This is a genomic window from Streptomyces sp. NPDC047085, assembly GCF_040643735.1.
Taxonomy (GTDB): domain Bacteria; phylum Actinomycetota; class Actinomycetes; order Streptomycetales; family Streptomycetaceae; genus Streptomyces.
In genome coordinates this window covers 204,508-223,266 of sequence record NZ_JBEYUW010000006.1, presented here as the reverse complement: position 1 = coordinate 223,266, position 18,759 = coordinate 204,508, and the positions used below count along the sequence as shown (strand labels likewise).

Genomic DNA, 18,759 nt, shown 5'->3' with positions numbered 1-18,759 from the left:
CACCCACCGCACGACGCCCGGCCGGCCGGACCCGCCCTATGGAGCGCCCAGTCTTCCCCCTCGAACACCACGGCGAACATCACAAATATGTATCGGACATTCCGCCCTTCAACCTTCACACGAGGGACACAAGTTGGCTAGGTTGACGCCCGGCAGGCCGCCCGGCTCCCGCTGCTCGTGAGACCGCAGCGACGTCCGGGACGGGAGACTCGACCGACTCCCGGTACATCGGCCCGACTGCCTTACGGGGCAAGGAAGGAGTGCGTCTCCCATGGGGCCGGAGCGCGACGAGGTGCGGCAGCGGATCGACTCCCTCTACAACCAGGCCGAGAACGCGACGGGGATGTACAACGCGACCCGGGCGATGGCGGTGGCCACGCGCGGGCGGGGCGTACCTCTGGCCAAGCGTCCCGGCCGGCCCTCGGATCCCGCGCTCGACGCGGTGGCCCGGCAGTGGTTCGACGCGGCCCGTACGAAGCTCGGCCCGACGATGCCGGCCGTCCTGCCCGCCGACCGGCTGCCCGAAAACTCCGCGCGTCCGGCCCGCACCGGCAACCGCTCGGACGACGGCCGCCCGGGCACCGGGCGGGAGCTCCCGGCCGGCGGACTGCCCGCCCTGCCCGCCGGGTCCACCGGACGCGGCGGAGGCCGCGCGGTGGCCGAGCTGACGGCGGGCGACTCCCCCGCGGAGCCGAGCGCACAATCACCGCTCGCGCTGAAGGCAGGGACCACAAGCCTGCCGAGCACAGCGCCCGCGGAACTGCCTCCCGGCCGACCGGCGGAGCTTCCCGTCGGTCGATCCATGGAACTCCCCGGCATGTACGCGGAGTTGCCGGCCGTTGACGCGGTGCAGCCGGCCGACTCGGGCCGGGCGGAGCCCCTCGGACTCACCGCGCCGGCACCCCTCGGCACGGGTGCGTCGGGGACGGCCATGCTTCCCGTCAACGCGCCCCAGCGCCCCTCCCTCTCGGACGCCAAGGCGACCAACCGGCGCAAACTCGCGGCTGCCCAGGATCTGTTGTCCCGGTACGCCGCCCAACTGTCCACCCCTTTCCCGGCCGCCGCCCTGACCGCACCCACGCAGGACACCTGGGCCACCCCCGCCCCCGAGTCCATCCCCGTCCCCGGCCCCGAGTCCATCCCCGCCCCCACACCCATCCCTGTCGCCGCCCCTACCCCCGTCCCCGAGCCGGACCCCCTCACCGACACGGGCTCCTTCGCCCTCACCCCCGCCCCCAGCCCCCTCACGCCCGCCGCGAAGGCCATCGACTTCGCCCGCGCACAGATCGGCAAGCCCTGCGTGTGGGGAGCGACCGGGCCGGACTCCTACGACTGCTCCAGCCTCACCCAGGGAGCCTGGAAGGCGGCCGGCGTCACGCTGCCCCGCGCCGCGCACCAGCAGGCGCTGGCGGGCACCCCGATCACCCTCGCCGGCATCCAGCCCGGGGACCTGGTGCTGTTCTTCGACGACGACCGGCACGTCGGCCTGTACGTCGGCGGCGGCATGATGGTGCACGCCCCGGGCCCGGGGTCGTCCATCCGCGAGGAGTCGATCTACGGCGCCGGCGAGCAGGCGATCCATCGGGTGATCCGGCCCGCGTGACGCACGCGATGGCCGCGACCAAGCGTCGGCCACTCACGAGCCATAAGCATCCACTGGACATCTCATAAGATCGACTTATGGGGTCATAGACCGGACCCGCGTACTAACTTAGGGCTGCCTTAGTTTAGGCTTCCCGACGAGTCGATGTTTCACGCTCGAAGGGAACCTGATCATGCCGCGCCCGCTGCGGGTAGCCATCGTCGGAGCCGGCCCCGCCGGGATCTACGCCGCCGACGCCCTGCTCAAGTCCGAGGTGGCCGCCGACCCCGGCGTGTCCATCGACCTCTTCGAGCGGATGCCCGCCCCGTTCGGCCTGATCCGGTACGGCGTCGCCCCCGACCACCCCCGCATCAAGGGCATCATCACCGCCCTGCACCAGGTGCTCGACAAGCCGCAGATCCGTCTCTTCGGCAACGTCGACTACCCCACCGACATCAGCCTGGACGACCTGCGTGCCTTCTACGACGCGGTGATCTTCTCCACCGGCGCCATGGCCGACCGCGCGCTGTCCATACCCGGCATCGACCTGGACGGCTCCTACGGCGCCGCCGACTTCGTGTCCTGGTACGACGGCCACCCGGACGTGCCGCGCACCTGGCCGCTGGAGGCCGAGAAGGTCGCCGTGCTCGGTGTCGGCAACGTGGCCCTCGACGTGGCCCGGATCCTCGCCAAGACGGCGGACGAGCTGCTGCCCACCGAGATCCCGCCGAACGTGTACGACGGCCTGAAGGCGAACAAGGCGCTGGAGATCCACGTCTTCGGCCGCCGCGGCCCGGCGCAGGCGAAGTTCTCCCCGATGGAGCTGCGGGAGCTGGACCACTCCCCCAACATCGAGGTCATCGTCGACCCCGAGGACATCGACTACGACGCGGGCTCGATCGAGACCCGGCGCGGCAACAAGCAGGCCGACATGGTCGCCAAGACCCTGGAGAACTGGGCCATCCGCGACATCGGCGACCGGCCGCACAAGCTGTTCCTGCACTTCTTCGAGTCGCCCGCGGAGATCCTCGGCGAGGACGGCAAGGTCACCGGCCTGCGCACCGAGCGGACCGCCCTCGACGGCACCGGCAACGTCAAGGGCACCGGCGAGTTCAAGGACTGGGACGTCACCGCCGTCTACCGGGCCGTGGGGTACCTGTCCGAGGAGCTGCCCAAGCTGCCGTGGGACGCCGACTCCGGCACCGTCCCGGACGAGGGCGGCCGGGTCGTCGAGGAGGGCGGAACCCACCTGCAGTCGACGTACGTCACCGGTTGGATCCGGCGCGGCCCGATCGGCCTCATCGGCCACACCAAGGGCGACGCCAACGAGACCGTGGCCAACCTGCTGGACGACTTCGCGAACGGCCGCCTGCACACCCCCGCCTCGCCCGAGCCGGAGGCCGTGGACGCCTTCTTCGCCGAGCGGGAGGTCCGCTTCACCACCTGGGAGGGCTGGTACAAGCTGGACGCCGCCGAGCGGGCGCTGGGCGAGCCGCAGGGCCGCGAGCGCGTGAAGATCGTCGAGCGCGAGGACATGCTGCGGGAGAGCGGCGCGTAGGCCCCCGGCGCGCAAGCCCCTCCTCGGTCGCCCCCTCACCGCTGGAGCGTCATCGTCACCGCTGGACCCCAACTGGGCCGCCGATCGGCCTTGTTAGGGTCCAGCGGTGTTCTCTCTCCATGAACCCGCGCTCTTCAGCCGTCTGCGCGAGGCGCGCCGGATCCTCGTCGCCGGCGCAGGCGGCGGCTTCGACGTCTACGCCGGCCTGCCCCTGGCATTCGCGCTGCGGGCGGCCGGCAAGGACGTCCATCTGGCCAACCTGTCCTTCGCCGACCTGTACGGGCTCGGACCGGACTCCTGGGTGGCGCCGGACGTCGCCGCCGTCCGCCCGGACACCCCGCTGCGCGGCGACTACTTCCCCGAGCGCGCGCTCGCCCGGTGGCTCGGCGAGCGGGAACTGCCGGACACCGTGTACGCCTTTCCGCAGACGGGTGTCGATCCCCTGCGGGCCGCCTACCGGGAGCTGCTCTCACACCTGGGCGGGGTGGACGCGATCGTCCTGGTGGACGGCGGGACCGACATCCTCATGCGCGGCGACGAGCACGGGCTCGGCACGCCGGAGGAGGACATGGCGAGCCTGGCCGCGGTGGCGGGGCTGGAGGAGGTCCCGCACCGGCTGGTGGCCTGCCTGGGCTTCGGGGTGGACGCGTATCACGGCGTCAACCACGCCCTGGTGCTGGAGAACCTCGCCGCCCTGGACCGCGAGGGCGGCTATCTGGGCGCGTTCTCGCTGCCCCGGGACAGCCACGAGGGCGCCCTCTACCTCGACGCGGTGGATCACGCCCAGCGATGCCACGCGGGTCACCCCAGCATCGTCCACGGCTCCGTCGCGGCGGCCGTACGTGGGGACTTCGGGGACGTCCGGTTCACCGAGCGCACGCGTGGCAGCGAGCTGTTCGTGAACCCGCTGATGGCGCTGTACTTCTGCGTCGACCTGCCCGCCCTGGCCCGCCGCAACCTCTACCTGGACCGGCTGGAGGGGACGGTGCTGATGCGGCAGATCAGCTCGGTGATCGCGGAGTTCCGCGAGGAGCTGCCCCGGCAGCGGCCGCCCCGGGCGTATCCGCACTGAACCGGAGCGGGTACACCCGGGGACACAAGGCTCAGCCACCCAAGGGACACAGGGGTCAGCCACCCCCGGAGACGAAGGAGTCAGCCGGGTCAGCGGGTGGTGAGATCCCGGCGGCCGACCACCGCCAGCGCCACGATCAGCAGAGCGAGCGCCGCGGCCTGGCCGAGCGCGCCGCCGACGAACGCGCCGGGTACGGACACATGGAGCCAGGGGTAGAGGCTCACGATCCGTACCGCGAGCACGAGCAGGCCGAGAGCGGCCAGGGCGAACGCGCCGCCCGACGAGGCACCGTCCCTACGGCGGGCCTGCCACACCAGCCAGCCGAGCGCGCCGACGAGGAAGCAGTTCGCCGGCGCCCAGGCCAGGTCGGGCAGGGCGGGAAGCATCACGGTGGAGGCGCCCATCAGCACACAACTGGCCATGAAGACCAGCCCGGGTGAGCCCGCGGGCAGCCGCGCCGGGGGTGCGTCGCGGTGGTGGGCGGCACAGAGCGCGAGGGCCGGCAGCCAGGCGAACAGCGCGAACGCGACCGCGAACAGCGGGTCCGCCGGGACCATGTCACTCACGAGCGAGCCGAGCAGGGGCCAGAGGCTGGGCAGCGCGGCGATCAGGGCGCACGTCCGGGCGAGCCGGCGGCGGTCGTGGAGGAGGGCGAAGTACGCGGCCGCCCACAGCAGCGGCAGGAACCACTGCGCCGCGGTGATCACTGCCGCGCGCACGCCGTGGTCGGTGAACTCCGACAGCAGCAGATGCCGGCCCGTACCGCCCCGGCTGGCCGCCCAGGTCACCTCCAGGACCAGTTCGACGACCGCCGAGGCCGCCTGGAGCAGGATCGCGGACAGGGCGAAGAGGCGGACGGCCGAGCCGAGGGTGGCGTAGCGGTGGGGCGCGCCGGGGGCACCGAGCCGGCTGCGCACGGCGAGGGCCGCGACGCTCGCCACCTCGCCCAGGGTGGGGCGGCTCTGGTCCTGGGTGTCCCGGTCGATGTCCCACAGGTACGTCTCGACCATCTCCTCCTCCCGCTCGCGCCGGTAGTAGGCGGGGAGCAGACGGAGAACGGCCCGGTAGCGGGCTTCCAGCAGTGTGGTCATGCGAAGCCTCCCGCGAGTCCGGGTGCCGTGGGGTGTTCGAGGCCGGTCGCGGACCCGGGGGCCGGATCGGCGGTGCCGCCGGCGCGGCGGCCCTCGGCGATGCGCCGCTTGGCCGCGCCGGCACCGGCGGCCATGCGCTCCGCCTCCGCGTCGAGCGCGGCCACTCCGTCGTCGGTGAGCCGGTAGTAGCGCCGCAGGCGGCCCTGCTGCACCTCCTCCCGGTCCAGCACGATCAGTCCGTCGGCGGTCAGCCGGTCCAGCACCCCGTACAGGGTGCCGACTCTCAACTGCACCTCCCCGTCGGACAGTTCCTCCACCTCGCGCAGGATGCCGTAGCCGTGCCGCGGCTGGTCGGCGAGCGCGGTGAGGACGAAGAACGCCGCTCGGGTCATGTTCCTCGATGCCATGCGGCCAGAATATCTCGGCTTCCGATATATATCGAGCAGACAGGCCGACGGCTTTCCGCCACTCACGCCACGTGGGGCGGCCGCCCGCCGCGCACGGGGAACGGGGCCCGTCCCGAAGCGGATGGGTGGACGGGCCCCGTTCGCCGGACCATTCTGGGCGCCGGGCGACGGGCCGGGGACGTGTGAAGAGCGGTCGCCCGATGTGCGTGCCGCGCTCCCCGGGTGCGCGGCGCGCACGTGGTACGCGGGGCGCGCGGGGGCAGCGTGCCGCGCGCGGCGGTGTCTGCGCGGGCGCCGTACGCGGGGGCGTACGTCCGACACGACGCGCCGCCCGAGGGACCCGGCCGACCCGGCGCACCCCCTAACGGTGATACTGGAGGCGCACCCGCCCCCATCAGCAGATTGGCTCATGTCGAACTCCGCCACCGACCGCGCCACCATCCCTCCGACCCTCTGGGCGGCCCGCGGCCGCCACACGGGCCCCGCCACCGAGGACCTCGTCCGCCGCACACTGCGCCGGCACAGAGAGAGCGGGGACATCGACGACTTCGCCGAGCCGCCCGTGCCCGAGGGTTCGGCGGACCGGATCTTCGAGGCGCGCTGGCGGGCCGCCGGTACGGTCACCGTGCGGGCCCGGCTCACCCTCGTACCGGGGCAGAGCCGCCGCGAGGAGTACGCGTGGACGCTGGTCGCGGAGGCGGAACGGCCGTGGGACGAGGCGTGGCCCTCGCCCGCCACCCTGTTCTGGCCGGAGGGCGGCCCGGCGCCGGGCTACGACGGTGACTGGGACCATCACCCCACCGTCCCCGGGCTGCGCTTCCGGCAGGTCAACGCGCTGCCCGAGGACGACAAGGACATGCGGCGCCGGCTGCGCGAGGCGGCCCGCGAGGCCTGGTGCGTCAACCTGGTCGTGCACGAGGCGATGACCCCGGACGAGCAGGGCAGACTGCCGCTGGCCCGGCTGCTGCCGCCGGGGCTGCGGCACCGCGTGGTGGAACACCGGGCGGCACCGCAGCAGCTGCGCGCCGTCAACTGGGCCCTGAAGGACCTCGGCGTCGAAGTGCCGCGCGGCGGCGCCGTCCTGCTGCCCCCGGACCCCGCCCCGGACGGCTACGACGGCCGGGAGCACCGTGTGCGCAGCGTCTTCCTCGACGGCTCCGAGCCCACCGAACTCTTCGACGCCGTACGGCACTTCGTCGCGCTTCCCCGGCCACTGCCGCAGGGCGCCGAGGAGGCGCTGACGGACCTGCGCGAGAACTGGACGCTGATGACCGTCCAGGAGGAGCTGGAGCGCGAGCGGCGGCGGGTGGCGATGTACGCCGAGGCGCTGGACGCCATGACGAAGTCCCGGGACCTGTACCGGCAGGCCGCCGAGCAGGCCCACGAGGCGCTGGCCGCATACCGCGACACGCCCGCACCGGCCCTGCCCCAGCAGCGGCCCGGCACCGCCCGGACGCCCTCGCCGCTGCACCAGCTGACGCGGACGTTCGAACGGCTCCGGTTCACGCCCAGGACGCCGCGCCCGGCACCCCCGCCGGACGACGCGCCCGGTGACGAGGGCACGGACCGGCCGTCGTAGCCGGGACGGGCGAGGACAATCGAGGGGAGCCGGTCCGGCGCCCGCAGGACCCGCAGGACCCGAAGGACAGGAGGCCGCATGGATGCGACCACGATCCAGCTGCTGATCGCCGCCGCCGTCGTCGTCGCGGTGCTGCTGCTGGCCCTCGCCGTCGTCCTGCTGGTGCGGCTGGTCCGGACCCGGCGCACCCTGCAACGGGCCGGGCTGCCCACGGGGCCGCGCTGGGTGTTCTGGGGTGCGGTCCTGTACCTGGTGCTGCCCGCCGATCTGCTGCCCGACCCGGTCTACCTGGACGACATCGGCGTCTTGCTCCTCGCGCTGCGCAGCCTGCGCGCCGCGCGGCCGCTGCCACCGGAGGCCGGCGAATTCTGAACGGCGCCGGGACAGCCGCTCCCTGACGCGGCGGGTCCCGTGTGTCGCACAATCGATCGATGCAGCCCACCTACACCGGCATAGCCTCCGCTCCGGCATCACCGGACGTCGCCGTGGTCGTCGACGTGATGCGCGCGTTCACCGTGGCCGCCTGGGCGTTCCGGCGCGGCGCGGAGAAGATCGTCTTCACCGGCACGCAGGAGGAGGCCCTGGATCTGAAGGCCCGTCATCCTGGCTGGCTGGCCTTCCAGGACGGTGCGCCGGTGCCGGGTTTCGACCTGGCCAACTCGCCCGTCCAGCTGCGCTCCCTCGACGTGCGCGGCCGTACGGTCGTACAGAAGACCACCGCCGGAACGGCCGGTGCGCTGGCGGTCGCGGACGCGCGGCTGCTGCTGTGCGCGAGCTTCGTGGTGGCCGGCGCGACGGCCGAGGTGCTGCGGCGGGTCGGCCCGGACGCGGTGACCTTCGTCGTCACCGGGGACGGCGGGCGGGCCGAGGAGGATCTGGCCTGCGCCCAGTACATCGCGGCCCGCGCCGCCTCGGCCGAGGCCGACCCCGCGCCGTACCTCGACCGGGCCCGGCACTCCGACGGCGCGGCCCGGCTCGCCGAGGCCGTGCGGCTGGGCTGGGCGGGTGTCCACCCCGGGGACGCGGCGATGTGCCTGGAGGCGGACACTTTCCCGTTCGCCATGGCTGCCGCCCGCGAGGACGGCCACCTGGTGCTGCGCCCGGTGGGCGCGACGGACGGAGGCTGACTCAAGTACCGTCGCCGCGGCGGATGTTCACTGCGGTGAGCCCGGTCAGCAGCACCGCCAGGGACGCGAGCGCGGCCGCCGCCGCCACCAGCCGGACCTGCGACGCCCGCACCAGCAGCGCGAGGGCCGGCAGCGCACAGGACCCGGACGCGAGCAGAGTGGCCGTCAGGACGCCGGGGGTCGGTCCCGTCCGGTAGCGCGGAGCGTGGGCCACCCCGCACAGGAGCACGGCCGGCGCGGCCACACGCGCGCACCAGGCCAGGGCCGTGGAGGCCTGGGCGCCCTTCGCCGTGCCGGTCTCCGGGCCGCGCGTGGAGGGTGCGGACGCGGAGGACGTTGGCCTCCCGGCCGAGGGCTTGCTGTTCGCGGGCTTGTCCGTCGACGGCGTGCCGTTCGCAGGCTTGCCGTTCATGGGACCGCCGTTCGCAGGCACGGCAGTCGTGAGTTGGCGGTCGAGGAGGTGGCGGGCTTGGGCGCCGCCGACAAGGGAGCCGCAGGCAGCGGCGCCACAGGCAGGGGCGCTGCGGGCGGGGGCGTGGACTCAGGGAGGCGGGGGGCTCCGGTGGCGGGTTCGGTTCGGTGGGGGCGTCCTCGGGGCGCCCCTCTGCCAGCCGGCCGATCAGCTCGGCGAGTTCCTCGACGGACCGGTCGACGCCCGCCGCGCGCAGGGTGTCGGCCCAGGCCGCGGCATGCTCGGGCGAGCGTTCCAGCAGGGTGATGAGCCGGACGACGTCCTCCAGGGGACGGTCGGCGACTATGTCCGAGTCGTCGGAACGGGTGGTCGAAGAGCGGGTGGTCATCTCGGCTCCAGGAGAAGGTTGCGGGCCGCACCGGCGCCTCAGCGTTACGGCACGCGGCATGACGCAGGGCGTGACGGTGCAGGCGGGGGCCGGGTGGCCGGCCGCGGTGCGGCCTCCGAGACGGCCCCAGGTGCGTTCCGCCGCTCAGGTGGCGCATTCTTGCCTTGTCACCCACCCGACGGTGCGCGGGACAAGGTAGGTCCGATGACTGGGAGTGGGGAGCTGGCGGACCGTACGCGCGCCCGGCTGGCCGCGCTGCTGGTCGAGGCCTCGACCGGCGCGCTCGACACGGCCGGGGGCCGCGTGGCGGGCATCTATCTGCGCGCCGGCACCCCAGGGCTGCTGCGTCTCGCGGTGCTCGTGGGGCTGCCGGGGCCGCTGTTCCGGCCCTGGTGGCGGCTCCAGGTCGACCGGCCGTTCCCGATGGCCGACGCCTATCGCCTCGGCGTGCAGGTGGTGCTGCCGAACGCGACGGAGACGGTGCGCCGGTACCCCCAGTTCGCGGCGGGCCTGCCCTTCCCGTTCGGGTCGGTGCACCTGCCCGTGCCGGGCGGATCCGAGCCGCTGGGCGTGCTGTCGGTGCTGCGGCCCTCGACGACGGAGACCGTGGACGAGCTGCCGGACCGGGAGGTGCTCACCCGGCTCGCCGAGGGGCTCGGGGCGGAGCTGCTGGGCCTCGCCGACGGGGACGAGACGGTGGTCGCCTGGGACGGCGCACCGCTGTGCGCACGGCCGCCCGCCACCCGCTCGGCGCAGGCCCGCGTGGGCCGCTTCACCTGGGACCCGGCGACCTCGGAGGTGCACGCGGACGACCGGCTGCACACGCTCCTCGGCCTGCCGCCCGGCGAGTTCACCGGCACCGGGCCGGCGTTCGCGGAGGCGGTGTCCCCCTCCGAGGCCCACGAGGTCCTGGCCGCACTGCGCGAGACCGCCGCGGGGAAGGCGCCGCCCGCACCGCTGAGCCTGCGTGCGGAGGACGGCTCGCTGCGGCTGCTGGACCTGTGGCCGGAGGGGGGCGGCGGAACGCTGGTCGGCGGGGTCGTACTGGACCCGGGTCCGTCCGCGTCGGCGGACGCCGCCGCCGATCTGCTGCCGCAGGGGGTGTTCTGCCTGGACCGGCTCGGGCACGTCGTCTACGCCAATCCGGCCGCGGCACGCCTGACGGGACAGGACCGGGCCCGGCTGCTCGGGCAGACGCTGTGGGACGCGATGCCGTGGCTCGCCGGGTCGCCGTACGACGACCATCTGCGCGGCGCGCACCTGTCCCCGGAGCCGGTGCACTTCCACGTCCGGCGGCCGTCGAACGGTGGGGACACGCCCGACGAGGGTGACTGGCTCGCGCTGTCGGTCCACCCCGGCCCCGACATCCTCACCTGCACGATGGTCCCGGCCAGCCGCGTGGACGCCACCGTCGAGCCGGTCCCCGGGGAACCCGCCCCGCTCCCCGGGCACGCCCCCGAGGACACCATGCCCGGCGATCACTCGATGGCGCCGGTGTACCGGCCCATCGCCCTCGCCATCGCCCTCACGGACGCCGTGACCGCCCGGCAGGTGTCGGCGGTCGTGATGAAGGAGCTGCTGCCCGCGTTCGGCGGCGGCCGCCTGGCCATCTACCTGCTCCAGGACCGCCATTTCTACCTGGCGTGGGAGACCGGGTTCCCGCAGGGCTTCCTCGCGCCCTTCGAGGGCGTCAGCCTGGACGCGAAGATCCCGGGCGTGGAGACCCTCACCACCGGCCGGCCGCTGTTCTTCGAGTCCATGCCGCAACTGGCCGCCGCCTACCCGGGGCTGGCGCTGGACGCCGAGCAGGGCGCCCGCGCCTTCCTGCCGCTGATCGCCTCCGGCCGCCCGGTCGGCACCTGCATCCTCGGCTTCGACCGGCCGCGCGGCTTCAGCACCGAGGAGCGTACGGTCCTCACCGCGCTCGCCGGCCTGATCGCGCACGCGATGGAACGGGCGCAGCGCTACGACAGCGAGGCCGCCCTCGCCCGCGGGCTCCAGCAGGCCCTGCTGCCCCGGCGGCTGTCGGCCCACCCGCAGGTGGAGACCGCGGGCCGCTATCTGCCGGGGACTCAGGGGATGGACGTGGGCGGCGACTGGTACGACGTCGTCGAGTCCGGCGACGGGCTGGCGCTGGTCATCGGGGACGTCCAGGGACACGGCGTGCAGGCGGCGGCCACCATGGGCCAGCTGCGCAGCGCCGTACGCGCCTTCGCGCTCGGCGACCGGCCGCCGGACGAGGTGATGAGCGGGACGAACCACCTGCTCATCGACCTCGACCCCGGCCAGTTCGCGAGCTGTTGCTACGTCCGGCTGGACCCGGGCACCGGCCGCGCCCGGGCGGCCCGGGCGGGCCATCCGCCGCCGCTGCTGCGCTCCCCCGACGGGCACACCTGGGTGCTGGACCTGCCGGGCGGCGTGGTCCTGGGCGTGGACCCGCACGCCCGTTACCCGGTGGCCGAGCTGACGCTGGAGCCGTACGCGATCCTCGCCCTCTACACCGACGGCCTGGTGGAACGCCCCGGCATCGACATCGACGACGGCATCACCGCGCTCCGCCTGGCCCTGGCCCGGGCCGGCGCGACCTCGGGCCGACGCGGCGGCCGGTCTCTCGCGGGCGTGGCCGACCGCCTCACCGCGGCCCCCCGCCACGCCAAGGACCGCCCCGACGACGTGGCCCTCCTCCTCGCCACCCGCCGCCCCGCAGCCCCCCACAGACCCTGACCCCACCCACCCCGGACGCCCGCCGCGGCCCGACACACGCAACCCACCGACCCACACCGCACCCCGGCCCCGCAACACGCCCCACCGACGCACACCGCACCCCGGCCCCACAACACGCCCCACCGACAGACGGCGCGGCCCGGCGCGACCCCGTTCCCCCCCCGACAGCCGCAGCCCCAGCACGGCACGCCGCCCACCGCCACGCCCCGTCCGCCCACGCGCGCTGCCCACGAGGCGCCGGTCCGGCCCCACCCATGATCACGTGCAACCGGCCGCCCCCACCGCCCGCCCCGGCCATGATCACGCGCCACCGGTCACGCCCCCCACCGCCCGCCCCAGCCGTGATCACCCGTCCCGCCAAACGGTCGCTCCACCCGCCCGCCCGACAGCCGTCCCCGATCTCACCCTCACCTCTGTCAACGCCCTCGCCTGTCGCGGCGGAGCAGTGTAGACATGGGCTCATGGTGCGACTGCCCGGCCGGCCCGACACGCGGCCGCCCCGTCCGTTCGGGCATCCGCGTGCGCCGCTCTCCCCGCAGCGGCCGAACGGTGGCCGGCCCGGGGTGCTGCGCGCGGCGGTGACCGGGCGGAGCGTCGCCGGACAGGTGTTCGTGCTGCAGGTCGTGATCGTGCTGCTGCTGGTCGTCGCGGCCGTGGTGGCGCAGGTCCTCCAAGTGCGGCACGACAGCGATCTGGAGGCCCGCAACCGCTCCCTGGCCGTCGCCGAGACGTTCGCCAACGCGCCCGGCACGGCCGCCGCGCTGCGCGCCCCCGACCCGACCGCGATCCTCCAGCCGCGTGCCGAGGCCGCCCGCAAGGGATCCGGCGTGGACTTCGTCGTCGTGATGAACACCGACGGCATCCGCTACACGCACCCCAAGCCGGACCGGATCGGCAAGAAGTTCGTCGGCACCATCGGGCCGGCCCTGGCCGGCGGCACGGTCGTGGAGGAGGTCAACGGGACCCTGGGCCCGCTCGTGCAGGTCGTGGTGCCCGTGAAGGACGCCGGCGGCAAGGTCGTCGGCCTGGTGTCGGCCGGTATCACCACCGCGCACGTCGGCGGGGCCGCCGAACAGCAGGTGCCGCTGCTGCTCGCGGCGGCCGCCGCCGCCCTCGCGCTGGCCACCGCCGGCACCGCCCTGGTCAGCAGACGGCTGCTGCGCCAGACGCACGGGCTCGGCCCGTACGAGATGACCCGGATGTACGAGCACCACGACGCGGTGCTGCACGCCGTGCGCGAGGGCGTGCTCATCGTCGGCGGGGACGGCCGGCTGCTGCTCGCCAACGACGAGGCCCAGCGGCTGCTGGAGCTGCCCGAGGACGCCGAGCAGCGGCATGTGCTGGACCTGGGGCTGGACGACGAGACGGCGGGGCTGCTCGCCTCCGGGCGGGTCGCCACCGACGAGGTGCACCTGGTCAAGGACCGGCTGCTGGCCATCAACCAGCGCCCCACGGACCTGCGCGGCGGCCCGCCCGGCAGCGTCACCACGCTGCGCGACTCCACGGAGCTGCGCGCCGTGTCCGGCCGGGCCGAGGTGGCCCGCGAGCGGCTGAACATGCTGTACGACGCCGGGGTGGGCATCGGCACCAGCCTGGACGTGTCCCGTACCGCCGAGGAGCTGGCCCGGCTCGCCGTACCGCGGTTCGCGGACTTCGCCACCGTGGACCTGTTCGACGCGGTGCTGAACGGCGAGGAGCCCAAACCCGGTACCGCCCTGCGCCGGGCCGCCCGCAGCGGCATCCGCGAGGACGTCCCGCTGTACCCGGTGGGCGAGCGCATCCGGTTCGTGGCGACCTCGCCTCAGGCCCGCAGTCTGACGACGGGCCAGTCCGTGGTGGAGCCCCGGCTGAGCGAGGCGCCCGGCTGGCAGGCCCAGGACCTGGAGCGCACCGAGCAGATCATCGCGTACGGCATCCACTCGCTGATCACCGTGCCGCTGCGGGCGGGCAGCCTGGTCCTCGGGGTGGCCACCTTCTGGCGGTCGGAGAAGCCGCAGCCGTTCGACGCCGAGGAGTTGGCCCTCGCCGAGGAGCTGGCGGCGCGGGCCGCCGTGTCCATCGACAACGCCCGCCGCTACACCCGCGAGCACAGCATGGCGGTGACGCTCCAGCGCAGCCTGCTGCCGCGGTCGCTGCCCGAGCAGGACGCCCTGGAGATCGCCTACCGCTATCTGCCGGCACAGGCGGGGGTGGGCGGCGACTGGTTCGACGTGCTGCCGCTGTCCGGCACCCGGATCGCCCTCGTGGTGGGGGACGTCGTGGGGCACGGGCTGCACGCGGCGGCGACGATGGGCCGGCTGCGCACGGCCGTGCACAACTTCTCCGCGCTGGACCTGCCGCCGGACGAACTGCTCGGCCTGCTGGACGAGCTGGTGGGCCGTATCGACCAGGACGAGACCCCGGCCGACGGCGCCGCCGCCGTCACCGGGGCGACCTGCCTGTACGCGGTGTACGACCCGGTGTCCCGGCACTGCACCATCGCCCGGGCCGGTCATCCGCCGCCCGCACTGGTGCACCCGGACGGCACCGTGGAGTTCCCGGACGTGCCCGCCGGGCCCCCGCTGGGCCTGGGCGGGCTGCCGTTCGAGACCGCCGACCTGGAGCTGGCGGAGGGCAGCCGGCTGGTGCTGTACACCGACGGGCTGGTGGAGGACCGGGACCGGGACATCGACGAGGGTCTGGAACTGCTGCGGGACGCGCTCGGCCGCGCGCCGGGCGCCTCGCCGGAGGACACCTGCCGCACGGTGCTCGACCGGCTCCCGGCCCGGCCCAGCGACGACGTCGCGCTGATCGTGGCCCGCACCCGTGTCCTCGGCCCCGACCGGGTCGCCGAGTGGCAGGTGAAGTCCGACCCGGCGGCCGTCTCGGAGGTGCGCTCCGCGATCACCGCGCAGCTGGCCGAGTGGGGTCTTGAGGAGCTGTCGTTCACGACGGAGCTGATCCTGAGCGAGCTGGTCACCAACGCCATCCGCTACGGCCGCCCCCCGATCGGCGTACGGCTGCTGCGCGACCGCACGCTGATCTGCGAGGTCTCCGACCACAGCACCACCTCGCCGCATCTGCGGTACGCGGCGACCACCGACGAGGGCGGCCGGGGCCTGTTCCTGGTCGCCCAGCTCGCCGACCGCTGGGGCACCCGCTACACCCCCACCGGCAAGATCATCTGGGCGGAGCAGCCGCTGCCGTAGCCCTGCGCGGGAATTGTGTTGAGGACATGACGTCGGGCGGGTGATGATCTCCGCCATGTTCTCGCGCAGGAATCGCCGACCGAAGTCCCCCGAACTCCTCAAGGCCTGGGAATCCCTGGACTCCGGTGATGTGCCGGGCGCGCTGCGGCAGTTGCGGGCCGCCGGGGAGGAGCAGCCGCTCGGCGAGGTGGCGCTGGTGGTGGGGCGGGCCGCCGCCGCGGCCGGCTTCGACGACCTGGCTGAGGCGGCGGCCGCGCTGACCGCCGCCCCCGAACGGGCCCAGGCGCTCTACGACTTCGGGTACGCCTGCGTCGAACGCGGCGTGTCGTATCTGGCGATCCCCGCCCTGCGCGAGGCCCTGCGCCGCAGCGAGGGCTCGCTCGCGGCGCTGCGGGAGCTGGTGTCGGCGTACGAGGACGAGGGCCGGCACCGGGAGGCGATGGCCGAACTGGCCCGGCACGAGGACCGGTTCACCGCGTGGCCGGACCGCTATCTGCTGGTGTTCAACGCGCTCATGGCGGGCGATCTGGCCATGGCCCGCCACCACCACGCGCTGCTGGACGACCCGGAGGACGCCCTGTGGCAGCCGACGCGCGACCGGCAGAACCGGATGCTGCTGCGCGCGGCCGACGCCGAGCGGGCGGGCTCCCTGGACCTGACCGATCTGCGCGGCTGGCAGTACGTGATCGGCGGCACGGTCCTCGGGACGCTCTCCCCGTTCGGTTTCGCGGCGGGCATGACCGGCCGGTACGCCTGGCTGCAGGACGACCCGGCGCTGTGCCTGCGGGGCCTGTTGCGGCTGCGGGCGCTGCTGGCGGCGGCCGAGGCGCGGCCGCGGTCGGTGTCGCTGCTGCCCGATCGCGACTCCCGGATCCTCGGCCTGGCCGCCGCGCGGGTGCTGGAGCTTCCGGGCGAGCCGTTCGCGCCCGACCGGCAGGACACGGTGGTCGTCGCGTACGACCTCAACGCGCTGGCGGCCCACGACGACGGCCCCGAGATCCTCGGGCAGCTGGTCGAGCGGGTGCCGGGGCAGGTGCTGCACGAGCACGCGAGCTGCTGGACGGACGCCCCGCCCGTCGCGGCGGACAGCGTGGCGCTGCTGCACCAGTCGGTGGTGGCGCCCTGGGGCGAGCGGCTGCGGCAGGGCGCGGACGGCGGGGTCGAGCGGGGCCCGGCGGACGACCGCCCGGAGGCGGAGATCGCCGCCGGGATCGTGGCGGCCGATCCCGCCGCCGATCCCGGGGACGGCGAGGGCCCCGCCGATCCCGACGAGGCGTTCGCCGCGTTCGCCGCGGCCGTGCGCGGTACCTGGCTGTCCGGCGCGCGGCGGCGCCTCGACTCGGCCGGGCCGGTGCCGAGTTCCCGGTTCGGCTGAGCGGGGCGGCGGTCAGCCGAGGGCGCGGTCGAGGTTGAACGCGGCGCTGATCAGGGAGAGATGGGTGAACGCCTGCGGGAAGTTGCCCTGTTGCTCGCCGGTACGGCCGATCTCCTCGGCGTACAGGCCGAGATGGTTGGCGTAGGTGAGCATCTTCTCGAAGGCCAGCCGGGCCTCGTCGAGCCGGCCGGCCCGGACCAGTGCCTCGACGTACCAGAAGGAGCAGATGGAGAAGGTGCCCTCGTCGCCGCGGAGTCCGTCGGGGCTGGCCTGGGGGTCGTAGCGGTAGACGAGGGAGTCGGAGACCAGGTCCTCGGTGAGCGCGTCCAGGGTGGACAGCCACTTGGGGTCGGTGGGGGCGATGAACTTGGCGAGCGGCATCATCAGCACGGAGGCGTCGAGCACGTCGCCGTCCTCGGTCTGCATGAAGGCGCCCCGCTGCTCCGACCAGCCGCGGTCCATGATCCGCCGGTAGATGGCGTCGCGCGCCTGGCGCCAGCGGCGATGGTCGGCGGGCAGCCCGCGGTGGGTGGCGAGGCGGATGGCCCGCTCGATCGCGACCCAGCACATCAGCCGCGAGTACAGGAAGTTCTTGCGGCCGCCGCGGGTCTCCCACACGCCCTCGTCGGGCTGGTCCCAGTGGTCGCACACCCAGTCGACGAGGTGGCACACGTCGTCCCACTGGCCGCTGGAGATGGGCTGGGCCCACTTGTCGTAGAGGTAGATCGAGTCGATCAGGGCGCCGTAGATGTCGAGCTGGAGCTGGTCGGCGGCGGCGTTGCCGACCCGGACCGGGGCGGAGCCCTGGTGTCCCTCCAGGTGGGGCAGTTCGCGTTCGGGCAGATCGGCGCGGCCGTCGATGCCGTACATGATCTGGAGCGGGCCGGAGGCGGCGCCGTCGCCGTGGCTGATGTGGGTGGTCAGGAACTTCATGAAGGCTTCCGCCTCGCTGCTGAAGCCGAGCCGCAGCAGCGCGTAGACGGCGAAGGCGGCGTCGCGCACCCACACATAGCGGTAGTCCCAGTTGCGCTCGCCGCCGAGCTGCTCGGGCAGGCTGGTGGTGGGCGCGGCGACGATGGCGCCGGTGGGGGCGTAGGTGAGCAGCTTGAGGGTGAGCGCGGAGCGGTGCACCATCTCGCGCCAGCGGCCGCGGTAGCGGGACTGCTGCAGCCAGCGCCGCCAGTAGGCGACGGTCGCGTTGAACTCGTGCTCCGCCTCCTGGTGCGCGCAGCCGCGCGGGGGCACGTGCTCGCCGACCTGGTCCAGGGCGAACACGGTGGTCTCGCCCTCGCTGAGCTTGAAGTCGGCCCACGCGTCCCGGCCGTCGTACTCCAGGGCGACCGTTGCGGTGAGCGCCAGGGACAGGTCGGCGGAGTCGAAGACCACCAGGCCGCCCAGATCGCGCAGGGTGTGCGGGTCGGCGCCGTAGTTGAAGCGGGGGGCGATCAGCGCCCGGAAGGGCACGGTGCCGCGGACGCACACCACGCGCCGGATCAGCCGGTGCCGGACCTCCGCGCCGCACTCCGCGCCGCTGACCGGCATGAAGTCCTGCACCTCGCCGACGCCGTCCTCGGTGAAGAACCGGGTGATCAGCACGTTGGTGTCGGGGAAGTAGAACTGCTTGGTGCGCGCCGGTACCGCCGCGGCCAGTTCGAAGCGGCCGCCGCGCTCGGCGTCCAGGACGGCCGCGAAGACGCTGGGGGCGTCGAAGGACCCGCAGCAGTACCAGTCGATGGTGCCGTTGCTGCCGACGAGGGCGACACTGCGCAGGTCGCCGATGAGGCCGTGCTCGGCGATCGGCAGGTAGCGGGGCATCCCGGACAGATCCGGCTGGAAGAACGTCTCGGCCATCGCTGCGGCCTCCCGGTGTGGTGGGCGGGCTGTTTCCAGCTTAGATGTGTGTGAATTCCCGCGGCCCGGGCAAGCGCTCCTCACCTGGCCCGCGGCGCCCTCCGGATGCAGGGTGCGCCGAGGAGGGCAATGGTGAGAGTGTGCCCCGTTCGGCGGCACCGGCACGGATGCGGTCATCCGGACCGAGGAGGAGGCATCATGTCGATGACAACACCCGAAGGGTCCCGTTCATCCGAGGACCACATCACCCCGGACGCCCTGCTCCACTCCGCTCCCCCGAAGAATGTGACCCCGGAGGACCTGGTCATGGCGGCGGGCAGGGACGTCACTCCGAAGAACCTCGACTGGGCGCGGCGCAAGCTGGAGACCGAGGGCCCGGCGGCCGTGGAGAGGCTGCTGCCGTAG

The 18,759-nt window shown here is 74.0% G+C and carries 14 protein-coding genes; 10 read left to right on the top strand and 4 right to left on the bottom strand.

Translation table 11 applies throughout. The features are described from left to right. The first annotated feature begins 271 nt into the window (after window positions 1-271). From ABZ865_RS22285 to ABZ865_RS22275, 3 genes are all read left to right on the top strand, one after another. Window positions 272-1,603, top strand: a complete 1,332-nt coding sequence (locus ABZ865_RS22285; RefSeq protein ID WP_361232841.1) for an NlpC/P60 family protein — start codon at window positions 272-274, stop codon at window positions 1,601-1,603. Window positions 1,604-1,775: 172 nt separating this feature from the next. Next, on the top strand, window positions 1,776-3,140 hold the full coding sequence (locus tag ABZ865_RS22280) for an FAD-dependent oxidoreductase (RefSeq protein ID WP_361232839.1): 1,365 nt from the start codon (window positions 1,776-1,778) through the stop codon (window positions 3,138-3,140). 106 nt (window positions 3,141-3,246) lie between these two features. Next, window positions 3,247-4,212 carry a DUF1152 domain-containing protein gene (locus tag ABZ865_RS22275; protein WP_361232836.1) on the top strand — a complete coding sequence of 322 codons (966 nt, stop codon included), beginning with the start codon at window positions 3,247-3,249 and terminating at the stop codon, window positions 4,210-4,212. An 89-nt stretch (window positions 4,213-4,301) separates the two neighbouring features. Here ABZ865_RS22275 and ABZ865_RS22270 read toward each other — a convergent pair whose 3' ends face one another. Both ABZ865_RS22270 and ABZ865_RS22265 read right to left on the bottom strand, forming a co-directional pair. After that, window positions 4,302-5,303, bottom strand: coding sequence for a hypothetical protein (locus ABZ865_RS22270; RefSeq protein WP_361232833.1), 1,002 nt, complete (start codon window positions 5,301-5,303; stop codon window positions 4,302-4,304). After that, window positions 5,300-5,695: a PadR family transcriptional regulator gene (locus ABZ865_RS22265; protein ID WP_361233635.1), complete on the bottom strand. Its 396-nt coding sequence runs from the start codon at window positions 5,693-5,695 to the stop codon at window positions 5,300-5,302. Before ABZ865_RS22265 ends, ABZ865_RS22270 begins: the two co-directional genes overlap by 4 nt. A gap of 424 nt (window positions 5,696-6,119) precedes the next feature. On the opposite strand from ABZ865_RS22265, the gene ABZ865_RS22260 reads away from it, so the two are divergent. From ABZ865_RS22260 to ABZ865_RS22250, 3 genes are all read left to right on the top strand, one after another. Next, entirely contained in the window at window positions 6,120-7,289 is a 1,170-nt protein-coding gene (locus ABZ865_RS22260; RefSeq protein WP_361232831.1) for a hypothetical protein, read from the top strand. A 78-nt stretch (window positions 7,290-7,367) separates the two neighbouring features. Further along, window positions 7,368-7,661, top strand: coding sequence for a hypothetical protein (locus ABZ865_RS22255; protein ID WP_361232828.1), 294 nt, complete (start codon window positions 7,368-7,370; stop codon window positions 7,659-7,661). Between the two features lie 59 nt (window positions 7,662-7,720). Then, window positions 7,721-8,416 carry a 2-phosphosulfolactate phosphatase gene (locus ABZ865_RS22250; protein WP_361232825.1) on the top strand — a complete coding sequence of 232 codons (696 nt, stop codon included), beginning with the start codon at window positions 7,721-7,723 and terminating at the stop codon, window positions 8,414-8,416. Window position 8,417: 1 nt separating this feature from the next. Here ABZ865_RS22250 and ABZ865_RS22245 read toward each other — a convergent pair whose 3' ends face one another. Then, window positions 8,418-8,828, bottom strand: a complete 411-nt coding sequence (locus ABZ865_RS22245; protein ID WP_361232822.1) for a hypothetical protein — start codon at window positions 8,826-8,828, stop codon at window positions 8,418-8,420. 592 nt (window positions 8,829-9,420) lie between these two features. On the opposite strand from ABZ865_RS22245, the gene ABZ865_RS22240 reads away from it, so the two are divergent. The 3 genes from ABZ865_RS22240 (at window position 9,421) to ABZ865_RS22230 (ending at window position 16,503) form a co-directional block, all read left to right on the top strand. Next, window positions 9,421-11,940: a SpoIIE family protein phosphatase gene (locus tag ABZ865_RS22240; RefSeq protein WP_361232819.1), complete on the top strand. Its 2,520-nt coding sequence runs from the start codon at window positions 9,421-9,423 to the stop codon at window positions 11,938-11,940. A gap of 461 nt (window positions 11,941-12,401) precedes the next feature. Continuing rightward, window positions 12,402-15,128: a SpoIIE family protein phosphatase gene (locus ABZ865_RS22235; protein WP_361232816.1), complete on the top strand. Its 2,727-nt coding sequence runs from the start codon at window positions 12,402-12,404 to the stop codon at window positions 15,126-15,128. Window positions 15,129-15,183: 55 nt separating this feature from the next. After that, window positions 15,184-16,503, top strand: a complete 1,320-nt coding sequence (locus ABZ865_RS22230) for a hypothetical protein (RefSeq protein ID WP_361232813.1) — start codon at window positions 15,184-15,186, stop codon at window positions 16,501-16,503. A 12-nt stretch (window positions 16,504-16,515) separates the two neighbouring features. Here ABZ865_RS22230 and ABZ865_RS22225 read toward each other — a convergent pair whose 3' ends face one another. Further along, window positions 16,516-18,354 carry a glycoside hydrolase family 15 protein gene (locus ABZ865_RS22225; RefSeq protein ID WP_361232810.1) on the bottom strand — a complete coding sequence of 613 codons (1,839 nt, stop codon included), beginning with the start codon at window positions 18,352-18,354 and terminating at the stop codon, window positions 16,516-16,518. 198 nt (window positions 18,355-18,552) lie between these two features. Between ABZ865_RS22225 and ABZ865_RS22220 the strand changes: the two genes are divergently transcribed. Then, the gene (locus tag ABZ865_RS22220) at window positions 18,553-18,759 is read left to right on the top strand and encodes a hypothetical protein (protein WP_361232807.1); all 207 of its coding nucleotides are present in this window, start codon (window positions 18,553-18,555) and stop codon (window positions 18,757-18,759) included.